The sequence below is a fragment of the Tildeniella sp. genome (assembly GCF_059505325.1).
The window spans coordinates 1-26,014 of sequence record NZ_JCACKI010000054.1 but is presented as its reverse complement, the minus strand read 5'-3'; the positions used below and the strand labels follow the sequence as shown (position 1 = coordinate 26,014).

The window sequence follows — 26,014 nt, the reverse complement described above, 5'->3', positions numbered from 1 at the left end:
GTCTCATTGAGACAACGGCATATCAGTACTTTCAAGACTTTTCTACATCACTAAGGAGAAAAGCAAAGGATGCCAGCTATGAATCAGGCTGGCTACTGGTGGAACCGGAACCACCTGGCTGGCTGCAAGAGATGCACGCAGCATATCCGCCTCGTGCTTTAGAGACAATCCAGCTAGAAGACCTGGTTCCAGTGGTGGAAATGCGTCCTGACAAGTTACTGCTGGAGGAGAAGAGCGGCGTTAAGCGTCCTGACTCCAGCCTCTTTCTCCAAAAGCTTCAGAATGAGCTGACGGCTCAAAAGGCGACACTGAGCTTCGAGACGACCATTCAGCTGGGACAATTTATCCAGCAGAACCAGGCTTTTGCAGAAGAGGTAGAAAGGTTTAACCAGCGCAATGCAAGAGAAGCCGCTCAGGACCAGGCAAAGGCTGCCATGCTTCAGGCCTGCGCCCTGGTTCGGGCTCTCTTAAAAAACTTTTTTAAATGGCTGCAATATCAGCACAATCCCACTACCAGTCCAGAGGGTTATCGGATTGCGCCTAGCTATCGAGAAAAATTCTGCAATGCAGAGATGAATTTAGCTAAGTTTCTCTACGGGGAAATAACCAATCCGCGCACGCACCCAGATTACCAAGATATCGAAGTCGTCCTGGAGATACAACGGGTGCGCTCTGAGGCAAGGGACGCCGAATTCAAACCAAATTCGATTAATCCGGTGAAACGTGATCCCACCTGGCGAGAGCTCGGGAACTTACTGAAGGACCTGCTGATCGCTTGTGCGCCCAGACGGACGATTGATGCCGCTCCAGAGTATCGCTCCATGGGACCGATGAGGGAACAGACAGCGGTGGCTGCTGACTTTGAGAAGTATCTCGTCATGATGTTCTTCCGGGTCATTGCTCCGGATCGGCAGCATGTTGTCCGGGACTTGCGAACACACGACACCCTCAAACTTTGCTGGGTGAATTGGGAAACGAGAACATACGAGGAAGCACCCTGGGATCAAGAGCAGAAGCGCTACAAGGCTTTCTATAACCCAAATACGAGGTTGTACTACCTGGCTGTAGAGGATGTCAAAGACCAAAAAGGGAATATCGTCGATCGGCCATTGGGAAAAGAGTTTGCGTGGGTCGTTTTCTTAGACGCGAGTCAAACCAAGATCGACAAAGACAATGCTTATCGCGTCCCCAAGATTTACAATCCTGAGCTGCATTCTTGGCTTTATGGACAAGAAGACTACTCCGGGAAGTGGTTTAACTGGCCCAAGCTGAAGATGGGCCAACGGAAAGGAATCACGACAAACAAATGGACGAAGCAGCAGTTTCATTGGTGTGGCTATATAGACCCTGAAACTGGTATGAAGGCAGGATTTCGAGCTACGTTCAAGCCTACCCACGATTTTGTTTTTACACAAAGAAATGGCAAGCCTTACTCATGTAGTAATATGTGTCGTCTCTATGACGCGATTATTTGGAGACATTTAGGTGTCCGCAGTAATCCCCATGCCGCCAGGAGCGCTGTGACGAGTCACTTTTTGCTCCAGGGCATGGATACGCCAGAGGAGTCCTCTCTGGCACAGCTGAAGAGCCACAGTGTGAAGACCCAAAGCAGCCCTCACTACAATAAGTTGGCGGCACTTGAGAAGACGGCTCGAGCGTCAGAGATGATTGTCGGTGAATTTTTGCAAGAGCGGGGTTTAGACCCAGAACAGTATGGCCTTGTCGGGGGAAGACCCTACCAATAGACGGGGTTGAGATGCAGACGAGGCAGGCGGGCGACCGTCCGGCTTAGTTTGACCCAACCCGAAACTAACGTCAGGCTCAGCTTTCCTGGCACTGCAACTCAAACAGCAAGAGTGCCCAACCGCCTCACTCCAAAGCACTGCCTGGCTGTGCAAACAACGCCTGAATGAGCTGCTCCAGTTGCTCCGGTGTCCACTCCAACGCTGCTACCTTTTCGGCGATCGCTGCTCGCAGGCTCGCTTCAGAAATTGGGTACTGTTGCACCACCTGACTCAACCGCTCCGGCTCCTCCAGAAACGTCGTCACGTCCGCTCGCACATACCAGTCTGCCTGCTCCAGCGCAAAGTCCCGTGGTGGTGCCGTGAAGTAGATAGCATCCAGTTCGTCCTCCAACAACAACCAGCCCACCAGCCTCGCTAAACCCAGCCAGTCTGTCTCTGCCACAGTGAGAGCACGCGCATGGGTAGACTCCATGCCTGCCAACGGGTTGTACACTCCAGCCGACCACGCCAGGGCGAGCGACTCTGGCTGCTCTTGATGGTACTGAGCAAAGAACGCTTCGACTTCCGCTTGCATCGTCAGGTTTGCTTCAGGCTCCTGAACTGGCTGTTGCGGCACCACATACGGTTGCGGCACCGCTTGCAACGCGGTCTTCACTCCTCGGTACGACTGCGGTTGCGATCGTCCAAACCCACCTGGCATTGTTACTCCTGACATCGGACCACTCACAAGCTGCTCCGGCTCCACTGCCTCCCCCCGACTCAGACAACCCTGCTCGTTCGGAACCTGAGCAGCAAAGTACTGCTGCGCTTCTACCACCAGAATCGGGTCACCACTCTCTAACCATACTTGCATCTTCGCCAGGTGCTGTTCAGCCCTCATAGCCTGTACGGGTGTCAGCTCAGTTACAGGCACTGTGGAAAACCCCCCAGACCCCCCAACAACTGAAGACCCATCCGCCTGCCCAGAAAGGGCGGCGGGAATGGGCACAAGCTTATTGTTCTCCAGGGTGTGGTCTTGCCCGACTGGTAAGGCTTTGAGGTCATCTGGAACGGTCAGTGTTTGCTCCAGGGTGTGGTCTTGCCCGACTGGTAAGGCTTTGAGATGGTTGGGGTGCCAGAGTGCTTTGTATTTATCGAGGGTAGGGTTCCCGATGCCATAGGCTCGGATGGCCTGTTTGCGGGCTGTGACTGCTGTCGGTAAGGCGTGCTTGGTTAGTAGGTCGGTGACTGCCTGACAGATGCGATCGCGGGCAGCCTGCGACTTCTGTTGATTCTGGTTCGGTGGAGTGGGTGCGCTGACAGCTTCTGGTGTAGGTGCTGTCTTGGCCCGGTGCTTGGAGCCGAAGGGGTAGTAGCGGCTGGTTTGGATGGAGCGAGCATAAAGGATAGCGCGCTGTTCCAGGTCTGCCTGATGGCTGCAATACGTCTCAAAGCCAGGGAGCGCTCGCGCCACTTCACAGATGGCATCGACTAAGGCTTCGCCGGTGAGGGGCTCGGAGCCGCGCTGGACGTGACCGAAAATGTATTCCCGCATGGCGATCCGTCCCAGCAGGTAGTTGGTCTGTCCGGCGTCGGTCCACCCGGTTAAGACTTCGGTAGTCAGGTCGTGGAGGAATTTCTCGGCTTTGCCAGAGAGTTTGTACCGTTGGCGCTTGGCCTGTTGCAAGACCCGTTTGAGGGTGCGTGGGTCGATGGTGTTGCGCTGCTGGGCAAACTGCCAGCGCTGCACGAAGGTGGTTTGTTCGCCATAAATGGGCTGCCAGTCGCTGTTGAGTAGGTAGGAGCCTGCTTGCAGGGGGAGCCGGTGAGCGGCGTAGAGGCTGGGCGCTTCGCTAAAGGGTTTGGGGTTAGGGAACAGTTCGAGCTGTCCCGGTTTCAGTTTGAAACCAGCGTTTGCTAGCAAGGTCGCGACTGTCTGGGCGATAGCCCATGTCTCTTGCGCCGTCTGGAAGGGCAGGTACAGGTGGAGACCGCCCCGGTAGCTGCTGGTGACAGCAACGGTTTCGACCAAACCTAACGGCTCTAGTGCGGCCAGCAGACGGGGGATGGCGAAGCGATCACGGTGGGGATGGTAGAGACTACCGTGATCGATGTCGAGCATCAGGTAGTGGGTCTGTTTGCCGAACCGGACGCCATATAAGTAAGCGCCTTCTTGCAGCAGGCGATCGCTCAAGGGATGACGGCTTTCGGTCTTCCAATCCGGGCGATCCTCAGGGTCTGGATGCTCGGCGTAAAGGAAATCAAAGCGGTGTGGCCAGAGCGCGAGGAAGGGATCGTCGGCTTCCAGCACAGCTTGAAAGGCACGGGAGGGGGCTAACTGCATGGGCTGCCCTCCCTAGAAACATAAAAAATTCGATGCACAATGCAACTCCCTATGGCTGGAACAACAGCGGATAGGAAGCCATGCAAAAACTAGAGCAATTTGTCAATGCGGTTGCACCTTTTGACAAATTGCCACTAAAATTGGCATAGCAAAGCTGGGTGACCTAACAACCTGCCCCTCTAAAGCATCAGTTAGCGTCCCTGCTCCTATCCTTCAATTGAATAACAAGCCTTCTAACCCCTTCTGTTTCGCGGCAGTGGGGGTTTTTGGCTTCTAGCTCTGCTTAGAACATGCTGGACACTCCTCTCACTTCAAACGTGGAAACTTGTTATTCACCTGCGGCTCGCGCTGTTGTGGGAGCTTTGCTGGGGTGAGTATCAATGATCTAACCGCAAATCCTGTTCACTGGCACAGTTTTCCCAAAACTGCTGGTGCGGCTCCGTCGGTATGCCTTCTAGCACCAGTTGCTGGTCGGACGCTACTCGTCTCGACTCCGTGACCGCTGCTTGCCATTGGTGAACAGCGCTCGCTCCTAAAGGCCTTGGCGAAACGCTCTAGCCGCTTCCAGCCTGGAGGTCTCAGCCAGCAAGACGCAACGTGAGAGGTGAGCCAAGTCGAGGGTAGCCAGTGCTGGTATAGCACTGCGCTCAAGGCGCTCGTAGCCGTGCTCTCGCAGGTGATAAAGGCTAAACACTCCATCTTCCCAAAACCAGACTTCAGGTACTCCTAGTGCTTGATACCGTTGCAGCTTCGTGGCGCTGCCACTGGTAAAGATGACTTCGATCGAGAGGTCGGGCGGCGTTTTCGGCTGTCCGATGCAATACGACTCGTCCGCCTGCGCTGAGACGACATTTTCGCGCTCCTGGGTCACAGAGCCAGTGGGGGCAAACTCAATCTCCTTGGCTAAAAAAAACAGCTCCAGTAGCATCCCAATCACTGACTTGAAAAATTCGTGGTCGAGACCTGGCATGAGAATTTCGATCGTCCCTTCGTAGTAGAACAGCCTGACACCTGGGGAACCTTCAAAGCCCTTTTGAATGTGCTTGAACTGTTCCCATGAGCGATCGTGCTGCACGAGGCGCGGGGCACTGGTTTTTGAGAGTACCTGTGTCATGGAAATCGCCCTTACTTAGCCTGTTGTTTCGTTTGCGGTACCTGCCAGTCTTCCATCTCCCTTTCAAGGAGATAGCTAATCAGATTCGACAGCGATCGCCCTTCGATCTCTGACCGTTTCTCTAGCTTTTCAGCGAGCTGGTCACTCACGCTTGCAAAGACTTTCTTAGCCACTCTGCTGTTCATACCCTATTTTCCCCTAGATGGTAGTCCCATTCTGCCTAGATCAAGCAAACTTTACCATATGGTTGTATATTTGCAACCATATGCTACTTTTGAATGAGAAGTAAGTGGAACGTGATGGGAACTGGACTGAAACACGCACGAAACGAAGCAATCGTGTTCCTAGCTGTTCCTAGTTGTTCCACCCCGTTCTAATAAGCCTTTGAGGGAAAGCATGAAGACATCACTGACCAAGTTTTGCCGTGACCACGACTTGCCTAAGTCCAGCGTTTATCGTCGCTGCCAAGAGTTGAGTATCGATACTGGCGATGGGCTGACACCTGAAGCCTGTGATCGGCTGCTGCATGAGTTTGATGTGGTGACTGAACCACCAGCCGTAGAGCTAGAGTCGGCAGAACAACAGGCAGTCACCATCGAGGTTGGCAATCACCAAATTATCCTCTCTCAGCCAGAGATGCCGCAGACCTACAGTCTGGAATCACTTCGACAAAGCGAAGTCATTGCCTTTGATGACCCTTTAGCGATCGCGGCTCAATTCTTGCAAACTGCTGATGTGCTGACCGCAGAGATGCAACGCGATATTCGAGTGCGCGAGCAGAAGTTGCAACAAACCCAGCAGGCGAAAGCCGCGATCGCCGAGAAAGCTACCGAATTCAAGCTGGAAGCGCGTCTTTACCGCGAACGGACCGCGATGTTGGCGACAGCGCAAAGCCAGGAGACGCAAGGCTTACAGCAATCACTCACCACCCTGCAAAATCTGGGAAAGCCTCCAGCGGACGCCTGACGCGCCTGCTGCTATCAATCATGCTCATGGTGCTCGCCTGGGCGCTCTTGCGAGCCGACACGCCGACAGCTGACCCGGTGCCATTACCAACAGAAGCCAGCGCTCACCGTCCAAAGTAAACCGCTGGCTCTGGACTCCCAACCTTCCAATTAGGAGTAACTCCCATCATGACAAAACCTGTGCCCGGTGACGGGCAGTTTTTCACCCTCAATCCAGTGCCACCACCTCAGCCGCCAGCTTCTCGGAGCTGGGGTTTACCGATCGCGTTGGGCTTGCTGGCCGTTCCGCTGCTTATGTTCGGCTTCGGTTTCTCGCAGCAGCAGCAGCAACCAGCCATAACCGCAGCAACCAGTTCCACCGCTACACCCTCTGTCTCGCCGCTGCCGACCCCGTCACTAGCATCGCCAGATGCTACCACACCACAGCCAGAAATCTCTGCTACACCGCCCACAGCGGCTGTAACCAATGCCCCACCAGGCACCCCGCCTGACTTTGCCACCTTCCCGATCGCCCATATCCAGAGCCCTGGCATGGCCGCCAACTTCCGCGCCGCACCCAGCTTGCAGAGTCCCGTCTTAGGCGTACTCATGCACGGTGACCTGGTGGAACTGCCGTCCGAACGCCATGTGCAGCAAGACGGCGTGGTGTGGGTGCCTGTGCGGTGGCGGGGTCAGACGGGCTGGCTGGCGAGCACTTTCCTTGGAGTCTCAAACCATGCCCAACCCTAAAGCGCTACCGACAGCCGCTCAAGCTACACCTGCAAAGCTGGCTGTCTGGGCAGACCAGGCAGGCACGCCCTATCTAGTGCAACAGCAGCCGGACGGCAGCACCACCTTTACCCCCTTGGAAACTGCTCTCGCTCAAGCACAAACGCCCACTACTTCTGAGCGTGTGACCACGTACCGTGAACCCCTCAACACCCTGCTGCTCGGTGTGGCAGTGGTGCTGGGGTTTGTCTTAGGCGGCTACTTGCTCGGCTTTTTCGCTGGTGCGGCTGGTCAGCGCGTCGTCCTCGTCCCCCGTTCGCCCCTCTGCGACACCCAGCGCAGCAGTTTCCTGTTCTGGTCCTCTGAAACCAAGGAGTGCAACTAATGTCAGCGCCCAAAGCTAAGGGCTACAGCAGCAGCCCCAAGGGCATCCAGTCCCATCTCCTGCCTCATGCAGGCGCACTCACTGAACGCGCCACCCGCTATTTTGGTATCGATCTGGCGCGACTGCCGCAGATGAGCGATAACGAACTCGCCCTGTTTGCGGATCGCGCCACCGCCATGACCCGACTCAAGGAAATCCTGCCGATTCTGGAAAAGCACTTCACCACGCTGATCGAAGGGCAGGTTGAGTACGAACAGTTTGTCCAGCGTGTCTTGAAGCAAGTCGAAAAAGGCTCCAAGCAAATCGATAAGAGCCTCTTAGATGCATGGCTGCTCTCCAAAGGCTACGACAAACATTTGCAACTGCTGAATCAGAAAGCCGGACACGGGATGCAGAAGCTGGAAGCGGAATATCGCTCGGAGTATGACCTGAACCGCCTGGACTTCCAGAGCGCCATCAAACTGATTCACCTGCGGCATCAAAACCGTGCCAAAGCGATCGGTGAGAAAGTCCCTCAAGCGCAGCGACAGCTCCAAGTGCAGGAGGCGTTGCGGCGACAGGCCGAGACTCGTAAAGAACTGCTGACCTATGGCACCGCTGGCAAGCCGGGAAAAGGCTTCTGGCACGGTGTCAAAGACTTCTTTCGAGTGTGAGGTAAGCCATGTTTGACCCCTACGATTCACCCCTGATGTTGCCACCGTCCGATGGCTACTACGAGCCAGAGGCAACGCCCGAACCGGATCGCGTCGATTACGCCCTGGAAGGCATCAGCCGCTTCATGGGGCTGTTTGCACTGGGCATTACCGTCACCTTGCTTGCCCGGTGGCTGACGGCACTGCTGCCGTTCTACTGGATTGGCGCGATCGCCTGCCTCCTCTCCCTGGCGCTGCCTGCCTATCTGTCTCGCAGTGCCTGGTTACTCTCCCTGGCGATCGCCCTGGTCGTCGCCATCTTCACGGGTTGGTTTGACCAGCTTGCCCACACTAGCCAACAGGTGCAACAGCAAGTGCAGCAACAGGTGCAGGAGGTTTTACGGTGAAAGACCCCTATCCGCCTCAGATTGTTGGCCTCTTAGCCGCTGGCATGACCAGCACAGCACTCGCGGTCAGTGGCTACCTGCATCAACCCGAGACGGTGCGCTTCCTGGGCACACAGCTCACCTATCAAGCGGCCTATCGCAAAATTCCGCTGTCCTTGGTGGGCACGGGGCTATGCGTGTCCGCCTGGCTGCTCACGCAAACCCGACGCGATTATCGTCGCCAGTACCAAGAGTGGGAGCGCCAAACATTACGGCAGCAGAGTCAGATGCAGGCGATCGCTCATCAGGCTGAGTTAGAAGGCTATCAACAGGTGGCTCAGTTGCAGGCTGCCGAACGACTCTACCCCCAGATGGCACCCTATCTGTCAGATGTCCAAGAGGCGGACTATCAGGACGTGTCGGCATCGCCACAGCCGCAGGCTACCCCGCAGCCCGTAGCAGAAACCACCGCGCCTAGACAGCCAAGCGTGTCTGTCACTCCCGCGTCTGAAGCAACGGCTGACCCGACGGCCTATCTGCAAAACTTTCTGGAATATCCAGGGCTGTTGTTTGGTGGCATGGGTGCCGGGAAGAGCTGGACGGCACGTTATCTGGTCATGCAGAAAGTGCGGGCGGGGCATCAGGTGATTTTGCTGGACCCGCACGCCGCCAACCACGAGTGGAAGGGCATTCGCCATATCGGTGCTGGGATGGATTACGGCGCGATCGCGGCGTTCCTCCAGTGGTACCTCGACGAAATCGAGCGTCGCTACCAGGAGTTCAACCGCTCGGGTTTAACCGAGGAAGACTGGCAGCAGTCGTTACGACAGCAGCAGCGTATTACCAGCGTGGTGTCGGAAGAAATGACGAACTGGGCAGACCGACTGCCCGGTGACATCGGCAGTAAGTTCTTCAAGTCCGCGATGAGTGATAGCCGCAAAGTGCTGATGCCACCGTTGTTTGTCGCGCACGATCGAACGTTGTCAGCGCTGGGGGATGCGAAAGGGATTGCCCGCTTACGAGATGCGGCGTTACTGGAACTGGAACTCATTCCCACCATTCACCCCACCACTCGTAAACCAGTCTCCAGTGGCAAAGGCAAATTGAAGCTGCCTGGACACGCGGAATGGCTGCCAGTGGAACTACCGCAGATTGAGCGCAAGATTACCGACTTTACCCTCTGGTCATCACCGCCCAGTCAGACCCATCAGCCACCCATGCCCCCACCGCCACAAGCGACACCGTTTGATTTTCGCGCTCAGGTAAACAGTTGGCTACAGGACTGCTGGCAGGCAGACGCACCACAACTAGAACCCCAGGAAACGCCCAGTCAAGTGGAGGCGCTGCCTGCTGGTCAGCTCAAAAGCCTCGCACTGTATCTCCGCAAGAAAGGGTCGATCGCCGTGCGGGACGTGCGGCAAAATTGGGGTCGCAATCAAGGCTTAAACGGGGAGCAGGTGCAGGCGTTGCTGCTGGAATTAATGGCGTTGCACCTGATCGAAACCTTCTCACCCCTCAACTCTAAGGCGGAATGGGTGCGCTGGTCTGAAACCTAGACGCAGCAGGGTCTACATCGGGTGATGTGTGATGTCACAGCGGTCACACATCACCCCAGACAGCAGCATTCACATCGCTCATACATCACCGCTTCGCGCTGCGACACATCACTGTTTAAGGAGCCCTATGTTCGCCAACACTAACCCTGCCATTGTTCAGATTCGACGCGATTTGAGAGGTCAATTACCGGATGAGTGGCTGGAGGAAGTCATCTCAATTTTGGAGTATCAATTGACGTATCAAACGCTGGACGAGCTGGCCACGAATGACTTCCTGAAGCTCAAACTGGGAGTAAGCTTGAGTCCGGCGCTGCAGCAGTTGCTGTCGCAGTCGATCGTGCCCGACATCCAGTCGGTGGATGTGTCGATCTCACCGCCTCAAACCTTTCGGTTGCCTTGGCAGTGAGCCTCGCCTGGTGGAATCATCAACCTTGCTTAAAACATTGAGACTTAATTCTCATTCTCAGAGAAAAGTTGAGAACTGTGAATTTTCTTTACAGTAAGATGTATTACATAGAAAGCTTGTTTAAGATTAAGCTAAAATCTTGTTGGGTATATATTACGTTCATCAGACTTTCGTAGAAGAGGAAGTCAGCTTCATGAATGCAAAAATTGAAAGGCTGTTTCGGGTTCCGTACAAACGTCTAAATCTTGTCAAACAAGCTCTTGATAAGAGGAAGTTTGGTTTTATCTATGAATTCACAAAAGAGTCTCTTTTTGAAGGTGTAGATCAAGCTGATTGCGCTGCTGAAAAGGCTAAATCGGATTTTGACGCAGAAGTTGATCGAGAGGAGGTATCGCCAGAACTTTTACTAGCGTTTAGGCAAGCTTATTGGGCGTATTCTGAAGAATCAAGAAAGGTGAGGGATTTAGTTTCTGATCGTGAAGGTGCTGTTGCAGATTTTCTTTCTCCCTTTGTGTCCAAATAATTTTCAGCTAAATACTCAGTGAGGACAACTCAGCTATGGCAGATTCTCCAGTAAATGATCCTAAAAAGCTCTATAGAGAAGCTTTTGATCGAGTTGAAAAAGTGAAAAGAGAAATTCCTGAGCAACATAAACTTGCTGGTATTCCCTTCTGGCATAAAAAGACTCAAGACGAATTGAGAGTCGATCTGAAGAAAGCTGATCTTGCTGCAAAGTCTGCTGAAAGCGTCTTCTACCAAGAGAAAGAGCATCCGCCTGAAAGAAGGCTTCAAATGAGAGAGTTTAAACATTCTTATGAGTCGACTTCCCGGCAAACCGATGACGAAATTCATAGCCGACCAAGACTTTTCTTGGAACACCTAGATGCTGCTGGGCGTGCTCTTCCACGTTTAGTAGGTCGCAGGGATATACAGCCCCTCTTGGATCACTCGAAGGACCACTCAGAGGATCACCCCTAGTCCTGTACAGCTTCTTAATGCTTCTGTCGGTATTTATTTGCTAGCCTAGTTACCTCTTCCTGATTCTGTTAGAGGTGACTAGGCTGTTGTTTATATGTAGATAACGAAAATTAATGACTCAATATATTGAATTTAAAACTGCTGATAACAGCACTTTTCTAATAGAGGTGGATACAGCAGAGACACTTCCTTCGAAAGGAGTTGCTAAAGCTGGTTTAAAAGAAAAAGTTCAAAGCGCTGTAGCCACAGCCCAAACAACTTTTGAGAAGGCTGTGGAGGAAGTTGTAAAACATAATGTTCAGGCATTTATTAATTCGATGCGCAGTTTGTCAGATCCGCCTACCGAGGTAGAAATTTCATTTGGATTAAAAGCTACCGGAGAAGCAGGAAACATCGCTATTGGCAAACTCGGAAGCGAGATGAACTACTCTGTGAAACTAGCTTGGAAACCTGAACACAAATCTCAGCAATAAAATGAGTGTTGATGATCTACTTCCAGGAATTGTGCGTATTCTTGGGGTCGATGACCAGACGGTCGGCACAGGCTTCCTTACTACAGACGATGGATTGATCGCTACGTGTTCACATGTCATCTGTGCTGCCGGTGTTGTACCGGGTGAAACTATTTGTCTCGTTTTTCAGGCAATTGGTGAAAAGCGAGAGGCTACAGTTGAGCCTAGTTATTGGAGTGATCCGGAGGCTGAAGATGTAGCTATTTTACGTTTAAAGGGTGTTCCTCCTGCTGGAGTAAATCCTTTGGCCTTAGGAACATCTTTAGGCTTAGGAAGATTTATTCTCTCTACCTTTGGTTTTCCAGAAGCCAAACCAGACGAAGGGTTGCCAGGCTTATGCGAAGTTATTGGCAACACTACAAATGAAGGAATCAAAGTTTTAGTACTAAAAAGCAATGAAATCAGCTACGGATTTAGTGGTGCTCCATTATGGGATAACAACTCACAAACAGTTGTTGGAATAGTAGCGAGTATTGTACCTTCTATTTCTTTGCAAGATGATAACATCCGTCCTTTTGATTCTGGTGGGCGGCAGACTGAGACAGCATTTGGCATTCTAGTAGAAACTGTGCGGAGTGTTTGCTCGGAGCTTTATCTGACTGATACTTGCCCTTACCGAGGCTTGAATGTCTTTGAAGATAAACATGCAGAATTTTATTTTGGTCGAGATGCTGCAATTCAAGAATTGATAGAAAAGCTTGTGCGACATCATTTTGTTGCTGTAGTAGGTATATCGGGCTCTGGTAAGTCATCACTAGTTCAAGCAGGGCTAATAAAAGGATTGCAGAAGTCATCTATTCCAGGTTTGGCTAATTTACCTCGTTGCCTCTTCCGTCCTGGAAACAATCCTCTATTAAATTTGGTTCAATCTTTCTCGCATCTACCTGGACAGTCTTTAGAAAAAATAGCTCACGGTTTTGAAATTTTTTCAGATTTAGATTTGTCACTTGAAAAAGATAACGTAGTTCTATCTTTAGACGAAAAGCTTAGTGCCATATCTTCAATTGATCTTGCGAACAAGATACATCAGATATTTCAACATATGGGGGTACTTATAGTTGTAGACCAATTTGAGCATCTGTATTCTGAATGTCAAGATGAAAATGTCCGTTTGAAGTTCATTGAAGTCCTGTTAGCTTTAGTTGACGAAAATATAAAATGTCTCATTACGCTTCGGACTGATTTTTATGGGATAGCCTTGGAGAACTACAAGCTTGCAACCGCTATCAAATCTGGCCAATTAACCCTTGTGTCAATGAGTGACGAAGACTTGGTACAAGTTATTACGAAGCCAGCTCAATTGCTACGTCGAAATTTTCAGCCAGGGCTAGTAGAGCGATTAGTCTTTGATGTACAGGATCGTCCAGGTGATTTACCTCTTCTTGAATTTGCTCTAGCTGAACTATGGAAAAAAGATTCTATGAAGGGGGTCTTAACAATTAGTACTTATAAAGCTCTTGGCTACTCCACCCCTGACGATAAAAATTTTGATGGTGTTCAAGGGGCTGTTGCCCAGTATGCAGAATTAATTTGGAAAGAGTTAAGTGAGTCAGAGCAGAAGGCAACTCGATTTATATTTTTACAATTGGTTACTCCAGGGGTAGTAGACGAACAAGGAAAACAATTGACCAAAGATATTAGCCGTCAAGCTTGGAAGTTTGAGTGGGATAAACCTACTAGCCAAAAGGTTGTAGAAAAATTGATTGCTGCTCGCTTATTAACGAAGGGACAAAACTTCATTAATGCCCAACCAACAATAGAAGTTGCTCATGAAGCTCTTATCCGAGCGTGGCCTCGCTTGCAGCGGTGGATTAAAGAATGCCAACCCTTTCTTGAGTGGTATGTTCGTGAACTAGCACCTCGGATGTATTACTGGATAGCTGAACAAAAAGACTCAAGCTATTTACTACCTGCACAAAAATTAGGACAAGCTAATCAATGGCTTGATGAATATAGTAATGAAATTTCTGAAATAGCAAGCGAGTACATCCAGACAAGCTTAAAATTACACAATCGACAAGAATTTGAAAATAAACAACGAAAGGCTTGGTTCGTTCGCGGTTTAATTACCGTCTTATTAATAGTTTCCATGCTAGCTGGAGTAGCTGTTTTCAAATGGCAAGAGTCAGAAGTAAGACAAATTAGTATTCTTACTGAATCTTCAAATTCTTATTTTAATTTAGACAAAAAATTTGATGCTCTTTTAGTAGCTTTGAGAGCTGCAAAAAACTTAAAATCCGTATACTTACATGGGGAAGGCACAAAAGCTCAGCTTGAAAATTCTTTGAGACAATCAGTTTTTGGGGTAAGTGAGTGTAACCGTTTAACTGGACATCAAAAAGGCGTTACTAGCGTTAGTTTCAGCCCTGGCGGTCAAACTATTGCCTCTACTAGCGCAGATGGCACTGTTAAGTTGTGGAATAAAAATGGTCGCGAGCTTCATACCTTGGAAGGTCATACTGGTTGGGTACTGGATGTCGACTTTGGTTCTGATGGTCAAACTATTGCTTCTGCTAGCACAGATAAAACAATTATACTCTGGAGCAGCAATGGGCAAAAGCTTCATGTCTTAAAAGGGCATAATGGTTCAGTTCTAAGTGTTAGTTTTAGCCCTGACGGTCAAACTATTGCTTCTGCCAGTGCAGATGACACTGTTAAGCTTTGGAATAAAAATGGTGAGGAGCTTAGTACCTTTAAAGGGCACAAAGACACTGTTACTAGTGTTGATTTTAGCCCTGACGGTCAAACTATTGCTTCTGCTAGCAAAGATGGCACCATCAGAATTTGGAGTACGAGTGGAGCAAAGACCAATAAATTAGAAGCTCACAGCAACTGGGTCTATAGCATTAAATTTAGTCCTGATGGCAAGAGACTAGCATCTGCGAGTAGAGATGGCACTATTAAAATTTGGAGTATAGATGGGCAACTATTAGATACACTCAAGGGGCACAGAGATCGTGTTTACAGTGTTAATTTTAGTCCTGATGGCAAGAGACTAGCATCTGCGAGTAGAGATGGCACTATTAAAATTTGGAGTATAGATGGACAATTGCTGAACACATTAAAGGGACATGAGATAAATGTTACTGGTGCCAGTTTTAGTCCTGATGGCAAGGTGCTTGCCTCTGCTGGTGCAGACGGAATGGTGAGGCTTTGGAGTTTAGCAGATCAATCCCTTCAAACTTTTAGAGGACATAAAGGCTGGGTACGCAGCATTAATTTTAATTCAAGTGGAGAGACTCTTGTTTCTACGGGTGCGGATGGATTGGTCAAACTTTGGGATGTAGCGGGAAAAGACCTAAACTTTATTCAGAAAGAAAGTGATTGGGTACGAAATGCTAGTTTTTCTCCTAATGATGAACTAATTGCTACTGCTAATGCAGACGGCACTGTTACAGTGTGGACTTTAAGTGGGCAAGAAATTAAAGTATTTAATGGACACAAAAATAATGTTATTGATGTTGATTTTAGCCCTAGTGGTGAAACTATTGCTTCTGCTTCTTTAGATAAAACACTTAAATTGTGGAGCTTAAATAAACAAGAATTTTACACATTAGTAGGGCACCAAGATTGGGTTTTTAGCGTTAAATTTAGCCCTGATGGGCAAACTCTTACTTCTGCTAGTGATGACAGCACAATCAAACTGTGGAGCCTTAATGGACGGCTAATTCATACTTTTACAGGACATGGATACGGAGTTTATAGTGTTAGTTTTAGTCCGGATGGTAGGTCTATTGCTTCTGCTAGCGGGGATGGGACAGTCAAACTGTGGCGATTGGATGAAAAACTAGGTGAGCAAGAGCCTAAGACATTCAGAGGACATAATGGCGGTGTCCTAGATGTCAAGTTTAGTCCTGATGGCAAACTAATTGCCTCCGCAAGTAGAGATGGAACTGTCAAATTTTGGGATTTAGATGGGCGAGAGCTAAGTACACTTAGAGGGCACACCGATCAAGTTAGAAGTCTTAGTTTTAGTCCTAACGGCAAAGTTCTTGCCTCAGCAAGTGATGACGGAACTATAAAAACTTGGAGTACTGAAATTTCAAATTTTGACCAGTTGTTATCAATAGGTTGTAGCTTTGTTAATGATTACTTAAAGAACAATTCTGATGTAAATCAACAAGATCGGCTTCTCTGCAATGATATTAACGAATTTACAAACTTTAGATGAACAACTTATTGACTTAGACATTTGATTATTTTGTTTCCTAAAGCAATCGTTCAACGGTTTTTTCTGCACAATCCCTATTTCTTCGTAGGCTTCGACCGAGTTGTCGGCTCAGCCCTCTGGTGCCGTGCACATGGAATGTTCATTCATAAGAGAGGCTTACCATCCAATCTCATAGCTACCCCTAGACTAACCGCAAACTGGCACAATCCCCAAAACCCTTGTCCAGCCGCCTTTACCCTTCTTCTTCTCCCTGCACTTCTGCTGTTTGAGCAACTAACCGAGAGGGCAAAGTATAAGGTTAAAAGCACTGTGAATACTAGGTTCTCAGTTTTAGATAAGTCTACCTTTTGAGATACTGGACTACGTTTGGACTAAATGCCTTCAATGTGACAGTTAATCAATGAGGCGCTTGTGCCAGTTAAGCAGGCGTAGTGAGCATATGAGTTGTTCAAGTTTGCTTATGAGTCAGCAACAAGACATCTAAACATCTGGACATTCAAGCATCTAGCTTTTAGATTTGGGGTCATGTGGTGCCTCTTATCTCCTTAACTTGAACGACCTGGAGACTTGACTCGCCCCTCTAAGCATTTAGACATCTGAACATCTAGACATTTAGATTGAAAACGAAGCGAGACAGCTTACTCCTAAGCACTGCCTCTGCTAGCTGATAAAAGAGACGGGAACAGGCATTCTGTCATGCATAGGCGGTATTCAGACATCTAGATGTTCAGATGCTTAAGCTTCTAAATGCTTTAGGCAGTAAACTACCGTCAAGCATCATGAAACAGATCAATGATTATCACGATCGCATCCTTTAAGGGTGGTGTTGGTAAAAGTACAACTGCTTTGCATCTAGCGGCGTTTTGCCAGATGAGAGCACCCACACTGTTGGTTGACGGCGACTTAAACCGTTCTGCCTTGCAATGGGCAAGTGCTGGGAACCTGCCGTTTAAAGTAGTGGACGAGAAGGCTGCTGTTAAGTTTGCCCGCAATTACGAGCATATTGTGGTTGATACCCCTGCGAGACCTGCGCCGGACGATCTGAAAACGCTGGCATCGGGGACAGATTTGCTGATTCTCCCCACGTCTCCTGACGCGCTGGCAATGGGGGCAATGTTGCAGATGGTAGACGCATTACAAGGACTAGAGGCTGACTATCGCATCTTGCTGACTCTAATTCCGCCAGCGCCTAGCAAGGTGGGGGAGGAAGCACGATCGTCCCTGGAGAGAGCCGGGTTACCTCTCTTCAAAACGGGCATTCGACGGCTGGCAGTGTTCCAGAAGGCAGCGCTTGAGGGGGTGCCTGTGAACGAGGTGAAGGGTGATTCCTATGCTGGCATTGCATGGCGCTGCTACCTCGAAGTAGGCAGGGAGATCATGCCATGAGCACCAAGAAAGAAGGGAGCCGCTTTGACAACCTCTTTGGTGCTGCCCGCTCAGGTAAGGCAGCAGAAACACCTGGACACTCAGACACTCAGACATCTAGTACAACTGAACATCTGGACATTCAAACATCTAAAAGTAAAGACCCTAACTATCAGCGGACGACGATTTACCTGCCGAAAGCTATGCATCGGCGCTTGAAAGCAGCAGCGGCACACGAAGAAAAGGAAATGAGTGCGATCGTCGAAGAGTTGCTAGAGCAGTGGTTAGACTCAAGGCAAGACGCTTGAGCATCCAAGCAGCTAAGCATCTGCGTGTTTAGCTGCTTTAGAGTGCAAGCTTTCGGACATTGGAGCAACGATTAAACTCAAAGTGGCTAAACATCTAAACATCTAAACGTCGGGCTGTCTGGGTCGCTAGCCCGCGTTTTTGGTGCGCTTACTCTCAAGAAAGGCAGCATCCTGAAAATTAAAGCGCCTCATTCTGAAACAGCGCCTCTAGATCCCTGGCACCGTTGAGCAAACGCACGACATCAACTCCATCATCAAGAGGAAGATAGAAAATCAGGTAGTTGCCATAAGGAAAGCTCCGCAGTCCAGGCAACAAGACATCACGACGACGCCCGATACCCAGGCTGGCAGCTAACGTCTCCATTTGCCCATAGAGCTTCCTAATAAACGCGATCGCACGGTCAAGGCTGTCCTCGGCGATGTAGTCAAAAATATCGTCCAGGTCTGTAAGCGCCTGCGGCCTGACGACCAATCTACCCATATTGATTAAACTTGGTGGCTGGCTTGGCTGCGCTCCGCACGGCGTTTTCTGCCCCGATCAATGACAGCCTCGATATCGAGGGGCTGCGATTCCCCACTATCAAGGCCTGCCTGGATTTGCTGCCGCAGCTCATTGAGCCTGATTTCCCGCAAGGCATCCTGATCCTTAAGCAGGCGTAACCCTTCGCGGATCACCTCGCTGGCAGAGTGGTACAAACCACTAGCGACCTTCTCACTGACATACTTCTCAAGCTCTGACGTAAGTGAAACGTTCACAGGTCATCCCTCTACGCAACGCATCTACTACCGTTGTACTCACAACAACCAAAAATAGCAATTTTTGTTATCAGTCCACTGACGTAGGTGCCACGTTAGTGGGGTCTAATGGTAGTGGTGATCGCTACTATACAGACGGCGAACTCACAGTGGGTGTCTTGTTGCTGCACTATCTGGCACAACCAGTATCTCCCAGTCCGTCGCCCAATTCAGCTCCCGTAGAGCTAAAGCAGCGCCTGTGGGTTTGGTTGCGCCACTGTTGGCAATGAAGCTATCAGCAGTTGCTTGCTGATCCTGGTTGTGGCGTAAAAGCTCCTCAACATCCTGCTCCATGCTGCTCACACCTTTGTTGATTTCGTTATTAATTGCGTTATTGCCGCGTGCGATTAAGCTTTTAGCTCGTTCAGTAGGGCGCTCTGCTCTTGTTGCAGCTTAATCCGCTTGATCGTTGCCACGTCAGTCTCTAATTTCACCGCAATCTGCTCAACCGTTACCCCGTGTTTGAGGAAAACAGAGACAATCAGCAGCAGCAAACGCTCGCGTTCCTCTGCCATCACTTCTTCCTTGATCTCCTGGTAGAAGCGGGTGTGCTTCAGGTCGCCTGGTTCAAAGAGACCAAACATAAGCTCAATCCTGTGCTTTTTGCTGCCACTGGACAATGCGTTCAACCGTCGCCACATTCGTCCTCAGCTTCTCAGCAATCTGCTCAACCGTTAGCCCTTGTTCAAGAAAGCCAGGAATGACAAGCGCAAAGACTTCTTCACGTCCTTCTAACCGTTCTTCCTCTGCAATCTCTTGATAGAAGCGGGTCTGCTTCAGTTCATCTAATCCCAGCATTTGTCTGATTACCTCCCGCTCAAGGGTTGGAAACTTATACACTAGTGTCGTTAACACTAATTCTACGACTCGCTCACGCTCTGCGCCATCCGTAACCTCGCCTCGCGCTCGTTCAACTAGCTGTCTTGCCCGCTCTGGAGCTACAGCATCATCCAAACCAATGAGTTGCAGTACACTCAGCTCCAACGATTGCTCAGTCAGGTCGGCTGGTAACTCATCCAAATAAACGCGCTGGAAGCGGGCACTACTGGCATAGTCTTGAAAGTGAAGGGGTAACTGTGGGTCAAGGTTACGCTGAGTGAAGATCAGGATGCCGAGCCAGTCCTGCACCGGCTGGTAATCACGCAAGTACAGGAAGATTTCAGCAAAGAAGCTGTGATAGAGAATCTTTTTCTGATCACGATAGCCCTGCACCTCGACAAAAACAATAGGTAAGCCGGAAGCATCAGGTGAGGGGTTGAGGACGCCATCAATCCGGAAGGCAAGCTGCTTCACCTCCTGAGAACCAAACGCATAAGTGCCTGCAGGGGGAGTGGTCTCGCCAAGGAGTTGAAACACTAAGTCAGGGCGGTCCTTAAACAAGCGATAAAACAACGTATCCGTCTTCACAGGTCGCTAGGATATTGGCACGGCGGTCTCATTGTAAGCGGTCAGTAACCACAGAATACTGGAGCCGCCGCAATCGGAGCGTGACCGCTCAACACAAATTACAGTAGAAGACACAACCACAGCCGTGGGTGCTTTCAGCCACACTGTTTCACGTCAGACCCGCAGTAGAGAGTGCTCCAGTGGTGACGGGTGTAGCAGCGATCGTACGTAGCCAAGCGACTCTAGCAACGCTCAGACATTACCAATCAGACTAAGGGCTCATTGGTACAGGCAATTAGAACGGTAGATCAAGGGTTTCAGCCTCTTCTTGCCAGACAGGTCTAATTGGTACAGAAAAACAGTAATGCTTAGCGTACGTTTTGGGTCTCATGCTACTCGGATCTCAGTGAGAAGGCGATAGAGGCTTGACACTTACAACCCTCATCGCGGCTTGAATAAGTTTAAAGCCTCGGTAGTAATTTACTACCGAGGCTTTAAACAAGGGGAAAACCTGTGTGATCACCTGCCAAGGGCACATCAGGTTACACAATCCCACAAACACAACGCTTTGTTACTTGGAGGCAAAACATAAACGCTACTGCCACATAGTATATGATTTTTGTACGGTTTTCAATCGTTATGACAGAAGTGTTTTGATATACGTACAAAAATCAAAAACCATCTTCACAATAATGCTTTGAAAATGTTTGAAAAATGTACGAAAATCAGCCAGATAAAAAACAATCAACTTGCGTTCTTATGGTACGTATATATTGACGCAATGGTTCATTTGTACTACTATCTGGATGATGAATACCTCATAACCTGCCAATTCTTGGGGTATTTGTCATCACCACGCTATTAGTAACAAAGGAGGCAAATCAAATGCTTAAGAATCTTAGTGAGCGATCGCTCTTAGTAACGTTGTACTTGACCCTGCTATTTGGTTCGGGGCTAGTACCTAAACAAGCGCATCCTTCTCTTCCCACGCAGAGTGATGTGAACTGTAAGCCAGTGAAAGTTCAGTCGATTAGCTAAATAGTGGTGCTGCTATGCGTAATGGTTTCAGAAGCCTAGCAGCACCATTCGGTTTTGCTTGCAGCTATAGTCGGATCAACATTCAAGGAGCAGCGAATCAATGCCTCGTGGGGGAAAGCGCAATGGTTCCGGACGTAAACTGGGTTCGGGTTTATTTCAAGTTAAAACTGATGTTCTTCGTTTGCCAGAACACTTAGTTAGTGATGAGCAGCGTCAAGGCATTGTAGATGTCGATTTACATCTCCAAGGAATTGAACAAGACTTTCCTTGGCTAGCGAAGAGTTTACCTTCGCTACTTAAGCTTTTACGAGCACAAGAATTAGAGATTATGCGTTTCTCAAAGCCTAAGAAAAAAGCAAAGCAGATTTCTTCTATGTACCGAAAGCATATGATTCCGGTTGCTGCAACACTTGATCTTGTTCCTTTGTCTAGTGACTTTGATGAGAGTACCTATGAGGAAGTAGACCTATTGCAAGAGTTTGGAGATCCAGATGTAACTATTTTTCTCTCAGTTATGGGAGAGTCGATGATTGAAGCTGGTATTTACCCTGGAGATGAATTGGTGGTTGAAGTCATAAACTACCCGATGAGAATACCAAATTATGGTGATCTGATTGTGGCTTCAATTGATGGGAAAGTCACAATTAAAGAGTTTCATAGTGTCGGTGATCAATCTTTTCTAGTTCCTCACAACGAAAAACTAGAACGGACTGAGATCACAGATGATGCTGTATTTCATGTTTATGGAATTGTCAGAAAACTTATTCGGTCTTTTAGCAAGCGTCGATTCTAATACAACAAATTCTTATAAGCTTAATGAAGTTCCTGAAAACTCGTATTCTGTTGTGCCAGTTTTGACCTTATGTTAGTGCTATTCAACTAAAGATCCATTATGTAAGATTGTGAACTTAGCAAACTTTAATGCTGAAGTTTCTGATTGCAATCCCCATGCTCATCAATATAAAGACCTGTTCCGCAAGCAGGACAATCACCGCCCGGATCTTGAAGAGAAAATTTATGATTACATTTGGGGCAGTTGACACTAAACTGCTTGAAGCCTTGTCCAAATCCTGAGAGATAGCCAATCAGAACTGCAACACCAATACCGATAACGTATATCAGTACAAAATCCCCTCCCCCACTTATTTGAAGCATTTGAAATGCTGCCCAGACAGAGGGAAGCGAGATAAGTAGCCCAATTATTGCTCCTGAAATACCAAATTCATATGCTTTCGATTTTGCAATTCTCTGCTGCTCTTTTGTTTGGGGTGTTCCTACTCCCATATCTAGCCTAAAGGCTTTCATCGTTGGCTTCTTTCCTGTGTCACCAATGGGATCAGTCTTCAGACCAGTGTTCTTAGCTTCTGTTTTTGGAATAGGTTGCTGGGCATTAGAGGAGCTTGAGGAACTATAAGAATTCGTTTGAGGCAGTTCCAAAACAGGCTTTGCAATTAGCTCAAGCTCTTGAGTCCAAGCTGGAAAATCCTCTCCTGTCTGCCGTCCATAAACTTTTAGCCTCTCAAGGTCAGTAATCCCTAGACTTACTACACCTTTACGAACGTAGGAAACTAAGGCTTGCTGAGCTGGTATGTGGGTCGATTCAAGCATGACCTGTAAGCAATGATCTTTTAGAGATACCTTTGCGGTGATCCCTTTAGGCTGGAGAGATCGGTTAATTAAAAAAGCGATAGCCTTTGGGTTGCCCTGCTTTGCAAGTTCTAGAGGGCTTTGCTGAGTCATCTAAGGATACCTGGGAACTTGGGCGGAAAGGATTATTCTCTATACAGCCTAGAACAGTTTTACCCGGATAAAACTCCTAGTAAGCATCGTGATGCAGTCGAGTAGGACATCACTGCCCTACTCGACTGCATCCATATCCCAGGTTGCGATCTCAGATGGCGCGGATCAAACTGCTGGTGTTGGGGACGGGTGAGGAGTAATGGTGTAGTCTCACACCTTTTACTGAATAAAAACTTTCTTCTGATTGTGCTGATCGTAAGAATTTTCTCTGAAAGAACGATCTAGAAAGCTTGTTCATAATTAGGAGAAAGCAATGGCACAAAGAGTAACTCTTCCCGGAGAAAAAGCCTGCCAGTACATAACAGCGATAAAAGGACATGTGCAATCCCTTTCTATTTCTCAACAGGAGAAGAAAGCTTTACTTGATGCGGTAGCGATACTCTCAAAGCATTTCAACTGCTAGTTTCCAAAGGATTCCCCAATCCGCTCTCTCAACCGAATTAGCACTTCTCGTAAGTATGCTATCTGGTCTGGAGTAAGTTCTCCCCAATCTTCCTTGTCAAGGAGATGGCTTATTGCTGCCATATAAGGATGTGGGGATGCAATAACAGGCGCTTTTACGAAGTCAGAAAGTGGTGTGTTGTCTGTGTGACCATGCTTACTCAGACACGTATGCACCCAAGTTAGGTACAGAGTTAGGTCATCCTTAAAAGGCTTTACCTTGCCACGAGGAAGCAAGCCAGAATATTTTTGGGTTGCATATTCACAGGCTTGTTGAACCCAAGCTTTGCTGCGAATATCCAGCCACTCCGCGGCTCGCTTACAGTCGCTAAAACCTTGCTGTAGATTTTCAAATCCTTTAATAAGATTGAATATTTCTCTGAGGTGGACTGCATCCTCTGGACTCAACCGACCTGCATCTATATTCCGAAGCCGTTCAGAAAAGTCAGTAACTAAGCGTTGAGATTTCTGCCTTTCTTCTTGAATCTCTGTTTCCAGCTTGGAGTTGCGTTGAGTGAGGTAGCCAATTTGCACCTCTTTTTTGTCAACGATCCCTTTTGTTACCAGTGTTACTACGGTAAGTAGCGCACCAAGTATTCCACCGCCACCTACAACAATCGTGGACCAGCTAGGAGAACTCTGAACCATAAGGGCTATGCCTGATAGAGCTTATGAAATCTACCCAATGTTACGACATCCTAAGGCGATTCCGGGAAAGGACGCGATTTTCTGTAAAACTAGAGTAGTTCTTTTGTACTAAATAGGTGACTCGTGATGTTCAAGTTTTTTCGCCGAAATCCTAGTCCCAGACTTCATGCATCTACATCTACCGCTTCCACTGAGTATAAGGGTGACAGTCTCGATCATTCTATGACCGATATTGCAGTTCAGCTAATTAATGGACAAGGTGGTTCTGAATTTCGCGGGTACTTCATCGATCTCTTTAGGCATGATCCTCGCTTTCTTAAGGACGTTGCTCCAGAGCATCGAGAAGCGCTTGTAGCAGTGCTTGATCGGCATCAAAGGGAAATGGCAGCGAGATAAGGTGCGGTCTTGTTTCTTGAAGGACTTTCTCTTGTGCCTCACACGCCCAGGTCAGCTAATCTCATAAGCCTCCCGACGGGAGGCTTTTTTCGGGTCGGGTCAAACTAAGTGGGGTCTGGCAACGATTCATGTAAAAGTGAGCTATTTCATCAAAATGAAGTCAATTCGATAACTTCTACTAATGCTCACTTTCTTTGTATTTAGTTGCCCGGCACGCAGAAGACCAACGCAAAAATAGGGGTTTCGCTCGACTCAAAGGGCTCAAATCCCATGAAAAGCAGCTTTTTGCGTGTCATTTAGTCCAAAAGTGGGCCAACCGTCGTGAGCAGTAGTTTTGGTGTCATAAAAGAAACTCATCAATTGCTTTGCTTGAGACCTCTGTACTATAAAGGTCTCAAGCAAATAGCCCTTTTTTCATGAATCGTTCCAGGTTCCAAATTCCTACACAGCAGAGGTTTCAAGCGAAACCGTAACTTTCTGTTCAAATGCGCACGCGGGTCCAATGTTTGCAGTTTGCCCTCAATCCGGTCTAGGAACTCATCGGCACGATCAAAGCTGTCGTCTGCGATGTAATCCCAAAGATCCAGTAAGTCTAACTCAGCACGAGGGCGCTTAACGAAGATCGCCATTACTGCGGTTGCCTCTGCCGACGGCGCTGCCGCGCTTTCTCTTTCACTGCTTGCATATGCAAGGGTGTTGGCTCACCACTGTCCAGACCTGCCTGGATATCTTGCCGCAGTTCCTGTAACCGAATCTGCTGCAGTTGCTCCCGCTCCTTCATTAACCGTAGTCTCTCGCGCACGACCTCGCTAGCGGAGTAATAGAGTCCGCTAGAAACCTTCTCCTGAATGTAATGTTCCAATGTCACCTCAATAACAGCAAGTAACAACTATTGTTATTAACTATCACCACCAATGAATGGCAATTTCAAGCTTTGTTCCTCAAGTAGGGAGGAAACAGCAGTAAAAGAGCGTAGAACGCTGTTTCTACGCTTAAAAGTAACTAAAACAGGCAAAATTAGCTGCATATGCTTGATATAAGACCATATAACGCGATGTTATACAGCGTTATATCAACGAAAGCCTCAAATGCCTCCAGAAAGGGGTTGTAGCGAGTTCCTTGTTCCTGGCTACCCATCTGTTCCAACAAAAACAAGCCCAGGTTTTGTTGTATAGTGTTGGTAGTACATCAGAACTGCTATGTCTACCACTTTGAATGAAGTTAGTACACTGGATGCTGCCTACTTCGAATACATCAAAGACTTTCCTAAAAAAGCCGTCCAGCTCAGGACTGCTATCTTTCATTACCTGCTTCCCTACAAAGGTTTCGGGTTTGACTTTGAGGTGAAGCGAGGCGAACTGTTGAGTGCTCAAAAAACTGAAATGGCCTGGGGTTTTGCCAGACAAGTAAAGTTAGATGACCTCTGGGAAATTGACCGCGTCTTGACATGGCAAGCAGAGGTGTTTGAGTCGCTCAACGCACCTAGGACGACGTGTCGCCCGAACAAGCATTACCTCAGTCATTTCTTAGTGTGGTGCAAAGAGCAGGGTTATCTCAAGCCAAAACCGCAGGAGACCTGGGAAATCCCCCAATCCCTTCCTGGCACCTCAACGGCTTATCATCGACGGGGTGGGAGAGAACGGCAGTTGGTCCTGAATCGGCAACTTCCAGTCGAGTATCGTGCCAAGGCGGCGCTATTTTCAGACCAGACAAAACTGAGCCTCGAAAAATTTACAGCGTTTTGGACGGATCCGGATTATGAGGGTCTGCGTCCTATTAGCACCATTGATGTCTCTTCTCAGACAGAGTTACTTAAGTATCTTAGGGGTCTGATTGGTTGGTTTTCGCTGGACAAGCTGGACTACCACCGTCAAATGCGTGAACGAGCCAGAAAGAGAAAAGCCTTAGTGGTGTAGAAAACTTTTTTGAGACTCAAGCTGAGAATGTAGTGATGCG

General features: G+C 48.7%; 29 protein-coding genes. 18 read left to right on the top strand and 11 right to left on the bottom strand.

Annotated elements, in window-relative coordinates; all coding sequences use genetic code 11:
- Positions 1–1,745: hypothetical protein (locus AC5JO6_RS20135; RefSeq protein ID WP_496082849.1), on the top strand; the 1,745-nt coding region annotated here is incomplete at its 5' end.
- Between the two features lie 124 nt (positions 1,746–1,869).
- Here the strand turns inward: AC5JO6_RS20135 and AC5JO6_RS20130 are convergent.
- The 3 genes from AC5JO6_RS20130 to AC5JO6_RS20120 all read right to left on the bottom strand — a co-directional run bounded on the left by AC5JO6_RS20130 (position 1,870) and on the right by AC5JO6_RS20120 (position 5,367).
- Positions 1,870–4,068 carry a hypothetical protein gene (locus AC5JO6_RS20130; RefSeq protein WP_496082848.1) on the bottom strand — a complete coding sequence of 733 codons (2,199 nt, stop codon included), beginning with the start codon at positions 4,066–4,068 and terminating at the stop codon, positions 1,870–1,872.
- 532 nt (positions 4,069–4,600) lie between these two features.
- Positions 4,601–5,182: a Uma2 family endonuclease gene (locus AC5JO6_RS20125; RefSeq protein WP_496082847.1), complete on the bottom strand. Its 582-nt coding sequence runs from the start codon at positions 5,180–5,182 to the stop codon at positions 4,601–4,603.
- Between the two features lie 11 nt (positions 5,183–5,193).
- Positions 5,194–5,367, bottom strand: coding sequence for a ribbon-helix-helix domain-containing protein (locus AC5JO6_RS20120; RefSeq protein ID WP_496071529.1), 174 nt, complete (start codon positions 5,365–5,367; stop codon positions 5,194–5,196).
- Positions 5,368–5,578: 211 nt separating this feature from the next.
- On the opposite strand from AC5JO6_RS20120, the gene AC5JO6_RS20115 reads away from it, so the two are divergent.
- From AC5JO6_RS20115 to AC5JO6_RS20055, 13 genes are all read left to right on the top strand, one after another.
- Positions 5,579–6,148, top strand: coding sequence for a hypothetical protein (locus tag AC5JO6_RS20115; RefSeq protein ID WP_496082846.1), 570 nt, complete (start codon positions 5,579–5,581; stop codon positions 6,146–6,148).
- Between the two features lie 167 nt (positions 6,149–6,315).
- Positions 6,316–6,876, top strand: a complete 561-nt coding sequence (locus AC5JO6_RS20110) for an SH3 domain-containing protein (RefSeq protein ID WP_496082845.1) — start codon at positions 6,316–6,318, stop codon at positions 6,874–6,876.
- Complete coding sequence (locus AC5JO6_RS20105; RefSeq protein ID WP_496082844.1) at positions 6,863–7,240, top strand: hypothetical protein; 378 nt, start codon at positions 6,863–6,865, stop codon at positions 7,238–7,240. The genes AC5JO6_RS20110 and AC5JO6_RS20105 overlap by 14 nt, the downstream gene beginning before the upstream one ends.
- On the top strand, positions 7,240–7,893 hold the full coding sequence (locus tag AC5JO6_RS20100) for a hypothetical protein (RefSeq protein ID WP_496082843.1): 654 nt from the start codon (positions 7,240–7,242) through the stop codon (positions 7,891–7,893). The genes AC5JO6_RS20105 and AC5JO6_RS20100 overlap by 1 nt, the downstream gene beginning before the upstream one ends.
- A gap of 8 nt (positions 7,894–7,901) precedes the next feature.
- On the top strand, positions 7,902–8,279 hold the full coding sequence (locus AC5JO6_RS20095) for a hypothetical protein (RefSeq protein ID WP_496082842.1): 378 nt from the start codon (positions 7,902–7,904) through the stop codon (positions 8,277–8,279).
- Complete coding sequence (locus tag AC5JO6_RS20090) at positions 8,276–9,814, top strand: hypothetical protein (RefSeq protein WP_496082841.1); 1,539 nt, start codon at positions 8,276–8,278, stop codon at positions 9,812–9,814. Before AC5JO6_RS20095 ends, AC5JO6_RS20090 begins: the two co-directional genes overlap by 4 nt.
- Before the next feature lie 127 nt (positions 9,815–9,941).
- Positions 9,942–10,220, top strand: a complete 279-nt coding sequence (locus tag AC5JO6_RS20085; RefSeq protein ID WP_496082840.1) for a hypothetical protein — start codon at positions 9,942–9,944, stop codon at positions 10,218–10,220.
- Between the two features lie 193 nt (positions 10,221–10,413).
- Positions 10,414–10,743 (top strand): hypothetical protein, encoded by a 330-nt coding sequence (locus tag AC5JO6_RS20080; protein ID WP_496082839.1) that lies wholly within the window; start codon positions 10,414–10,416, stop codon positions 10,741–10,743.
- A gap of 35 nt (positions 10,744–10,778) precedes the next feature.
- Complete coding sequence (locus tag AC5JO6_RS20075) at positions 10,779–11,198, top strand: hypothetical protein (RefSeq protein WP_496082838.1); 420 nt, start codon at positions 10,779–10,781, stop codon at positions 11,196–11,198.
- 113 nt (positions 11,199–11,311) lie between these two features.
- On the top strand, positions 11,312–11,671 hold the full coding sequence (locus AC5JO6_RS20070; protein ID WP_496082837.1) for a CU044_2847 family protein: 360 nt from the start codon (positions 11,312–11,314) through the stop codon (positions 11,669–11,671).
- A gap of 1 nt (position 11,672) precedes the next feature.
- Positions 11,673–15,881, top strand: coding sequence for an nSTAND1 domain-containing NTPase (locus AC5JO6_RS20065; protein ID WP_496082836.1), 4,209 nt, complete (start codon positions 11,673–11,675; stop codon positions 15,879–15,881).
- 792 nt (positions 15,882–16,673) lie between these two features.
- Positions 16,674–17,267, top strand: a complete 594-nt coding sequence (locus AC5JO6_RS20060) for a nucleotide-binding protein (protein WP_496082835.1) — start codon at positions 16,674–16,676, stop codon at positions 17,265–17,267.
- Positions 17,264–17,554, top strand: coding sequence for a ribbon-helix-helix protein, CopG family (locus AC5JO6_RS20055; RefSeq protein ID WP_496082834.1), 291 nt, complete (start codon positions 17,264–17,266; stop codon positions 17,552–17,554). Before AC5JO6_RS20060 ends, AC5JO6_RS20055 begins: the two co-directional genes overlap by 4 nt.
- 178 nt (positions 17,555–17,732) lie before the next feature.
- Here AC5JO6_RS20055 and AC5JO6_RS20050 read toward each other — a convergent pair whose 3' ends face one another.
- The 5 genes from AC5JO6_RS20050 to AC5JO6_RS20030 all read right to left on the bottom strand — a co-directional run bounded on the left by AC5JO6_RS20050 (position 17,733) and on the right by AC5JO6_RS20030 (position 19,756).
- Complete coding sequence (locus tag AC5JO6_RS20050; protein WP_496082833.1) at positions 17,733–18,035, bottom strand: type II toxin-antitoxin system RelE/ParE family toxin; 303 nt, start codon at positions 18,033–18,035, stop codon at positions 17,733–17,735.
- A 5-nt stretch (positions 18,036–18,040) separates the two neighbouring features.
- Positions 18,041–18,310, bottom strand: a complete 270-nt coding sequence (locus tag AC5JO6_RS20045; RefSeq protein WP_496082832.1) for a type II toxin-antitoxin system ParD family antitoxin — start codon at positions 18,308–18,310, stop codon at positions 18,041–18,043.
- Positions 18,311–18,454: 144 nt separating this feature from the next.
- Positions 18,455–18,643, bottom strand: a complete 189-nt coding sequence (locus AC5JO6_RS20040; RefSeq protein ID WP_496082831.1) for a hypothetical protein — start codon at positions 18,641–18,643, stop codon at positions 18,455–18,457.
- 53 nt (positions 18,644–18,696) lie between these two features.
- Positions 18,697–18,933, bottom strand: coding sequence for a hypothetical protein (locus AC5JO6_RS20035; RefSeq protein WP_496082830.1), 237 nt, complete (start codon positions 18,931–18,933; stop codon positions 18,697–18,699).
- A gap of 4 nt (positions 18,934–18,937) precedes the next feature.
- Positions 18,938–19,756, bottom strand: coding sequence for an Rpn family recombination-promoting nuclease/putative transposase (locus tag AC5JO6_RS20030; RefSeq protein WP_496082829.1), 819 nt, complete (start codon positions 19,754–19,756; stop codon positions 18,938–18,940).
- Between the two features lie 1,117 nt (positions 19,757–20,873).
- On the opposite strand from AC5JO6_RS20030, the gene AC5JO6_RS20025 reads away from it, so the two are divergent.
- Positions 20,874–21,566 (top strand): LexA family protein, encoded by a 693-nt coding sequence (locus AC5JO6_RS20025; RefSeq protein WP_496082828.1) that lies wholly within the window; start codon positions 20,874–20,876, stop codon positions 21,564–21,566.
- A 125-nt stretch (positions 21,567–21,691) separates the two neighbouring features.
- On the opposite strand, the gene AC5JO6_RS20020 is transcribed toward AC5JO6_RS20025, so the two are convergent.
- Positions 21,692–22,513 carry a hypothetical protein gene (locus AC5JO6_RS20020; RefSeq protein WP_496082827.1) on the bottom strand — a complete coding sequence of 274 codons (822 nt, stop codon included), beginning with the start codon at positions 22,511–22,513 and terminating at the stop codon, positions 21,692–21,694.
- A 313-nt stretch (positions 22,514–22,826) separates the two neighbouring features.
- On the opposite strand from AC5JO6_RS20020, the gene AC5JO6_RS20015 reads away from it, so the two are divergent.
- Positions 22,827–22,976 (top strand): hypothetical protein, encoded by a 150-nt coding sequence (locus AC5JO6_RS20015; protein ID WP_496082826.1) that lies wholly within the window; start codon positions 22,827–22,829, stop codon positions 22,974–22,976.
- On the opposite strand, the gene AC5JO6_RS20010 is transcribed toward AC5JO6_RS20015, so the two are convergent.
- A complete protein-coding gene (locus AC5JO6_RS20010; RefSeq protein ID WP_496082825.1) occupies positions 22,973–23,662 on the bottom strand; it encodes a hypothetical protein in 690 nt (229 codons plus the stop codon). The two genes, AC5JO6_RS20015 and AC5JO6_RS20010, sit on opposite strands and share 4 nt — an antisense overlap.
- A gap of 222 nt (positions 23,663–23,884) precedes the next feature.
- On the opposite strand from AC5JO6_RS20010, the gene AC5JO6_RS20005 reads away from it, so the two are divergent.
- Positions 23,885–24,058, top strand: a complete 174-nt coding sequence (locus tag AC5JO6_RS20005; protein WP_496082824.1) for a hypothetical protein — start codon at positions 23,885–23,887, stop codon at positions 24,056–24,058.
- Between the two features lie 628 nt (positions 24,059–24,686).
- Here the strand turns inward: AC5JO6_RS20005 and AC5JO6_RS20000 are convergent.
- On the bottom strand, positions 24,687–24,926 hold the full coding sequence (locus AC5JO6_RS20000; protein ID WP_496082823.1) for a type II toxin-antitoxin system ParD family antitoxin: 240 nt from the start codon (positions 24,924–24,926) through the stop codon (positions 24,687–24,689).
- Positions 24,927–25,257: 331 nt separating this feature from the next.
- On the opposite strand from AC5JO6_RS20000, the gene AC5JO6_RS19995 reads away from it, so the two are divergent.
- Positions 25,258–25,974, top strand: coding sequence for a hypothetical protein (locus AC5JO6_RS19995; RefSeq protein WP_496082822.1), 717 nt, complete (start codon positions 25,258–25,260; stop codon positions 25,972–25,974).
- Positions 25,975–26,014: the final 40 nt, after the last annotated feature.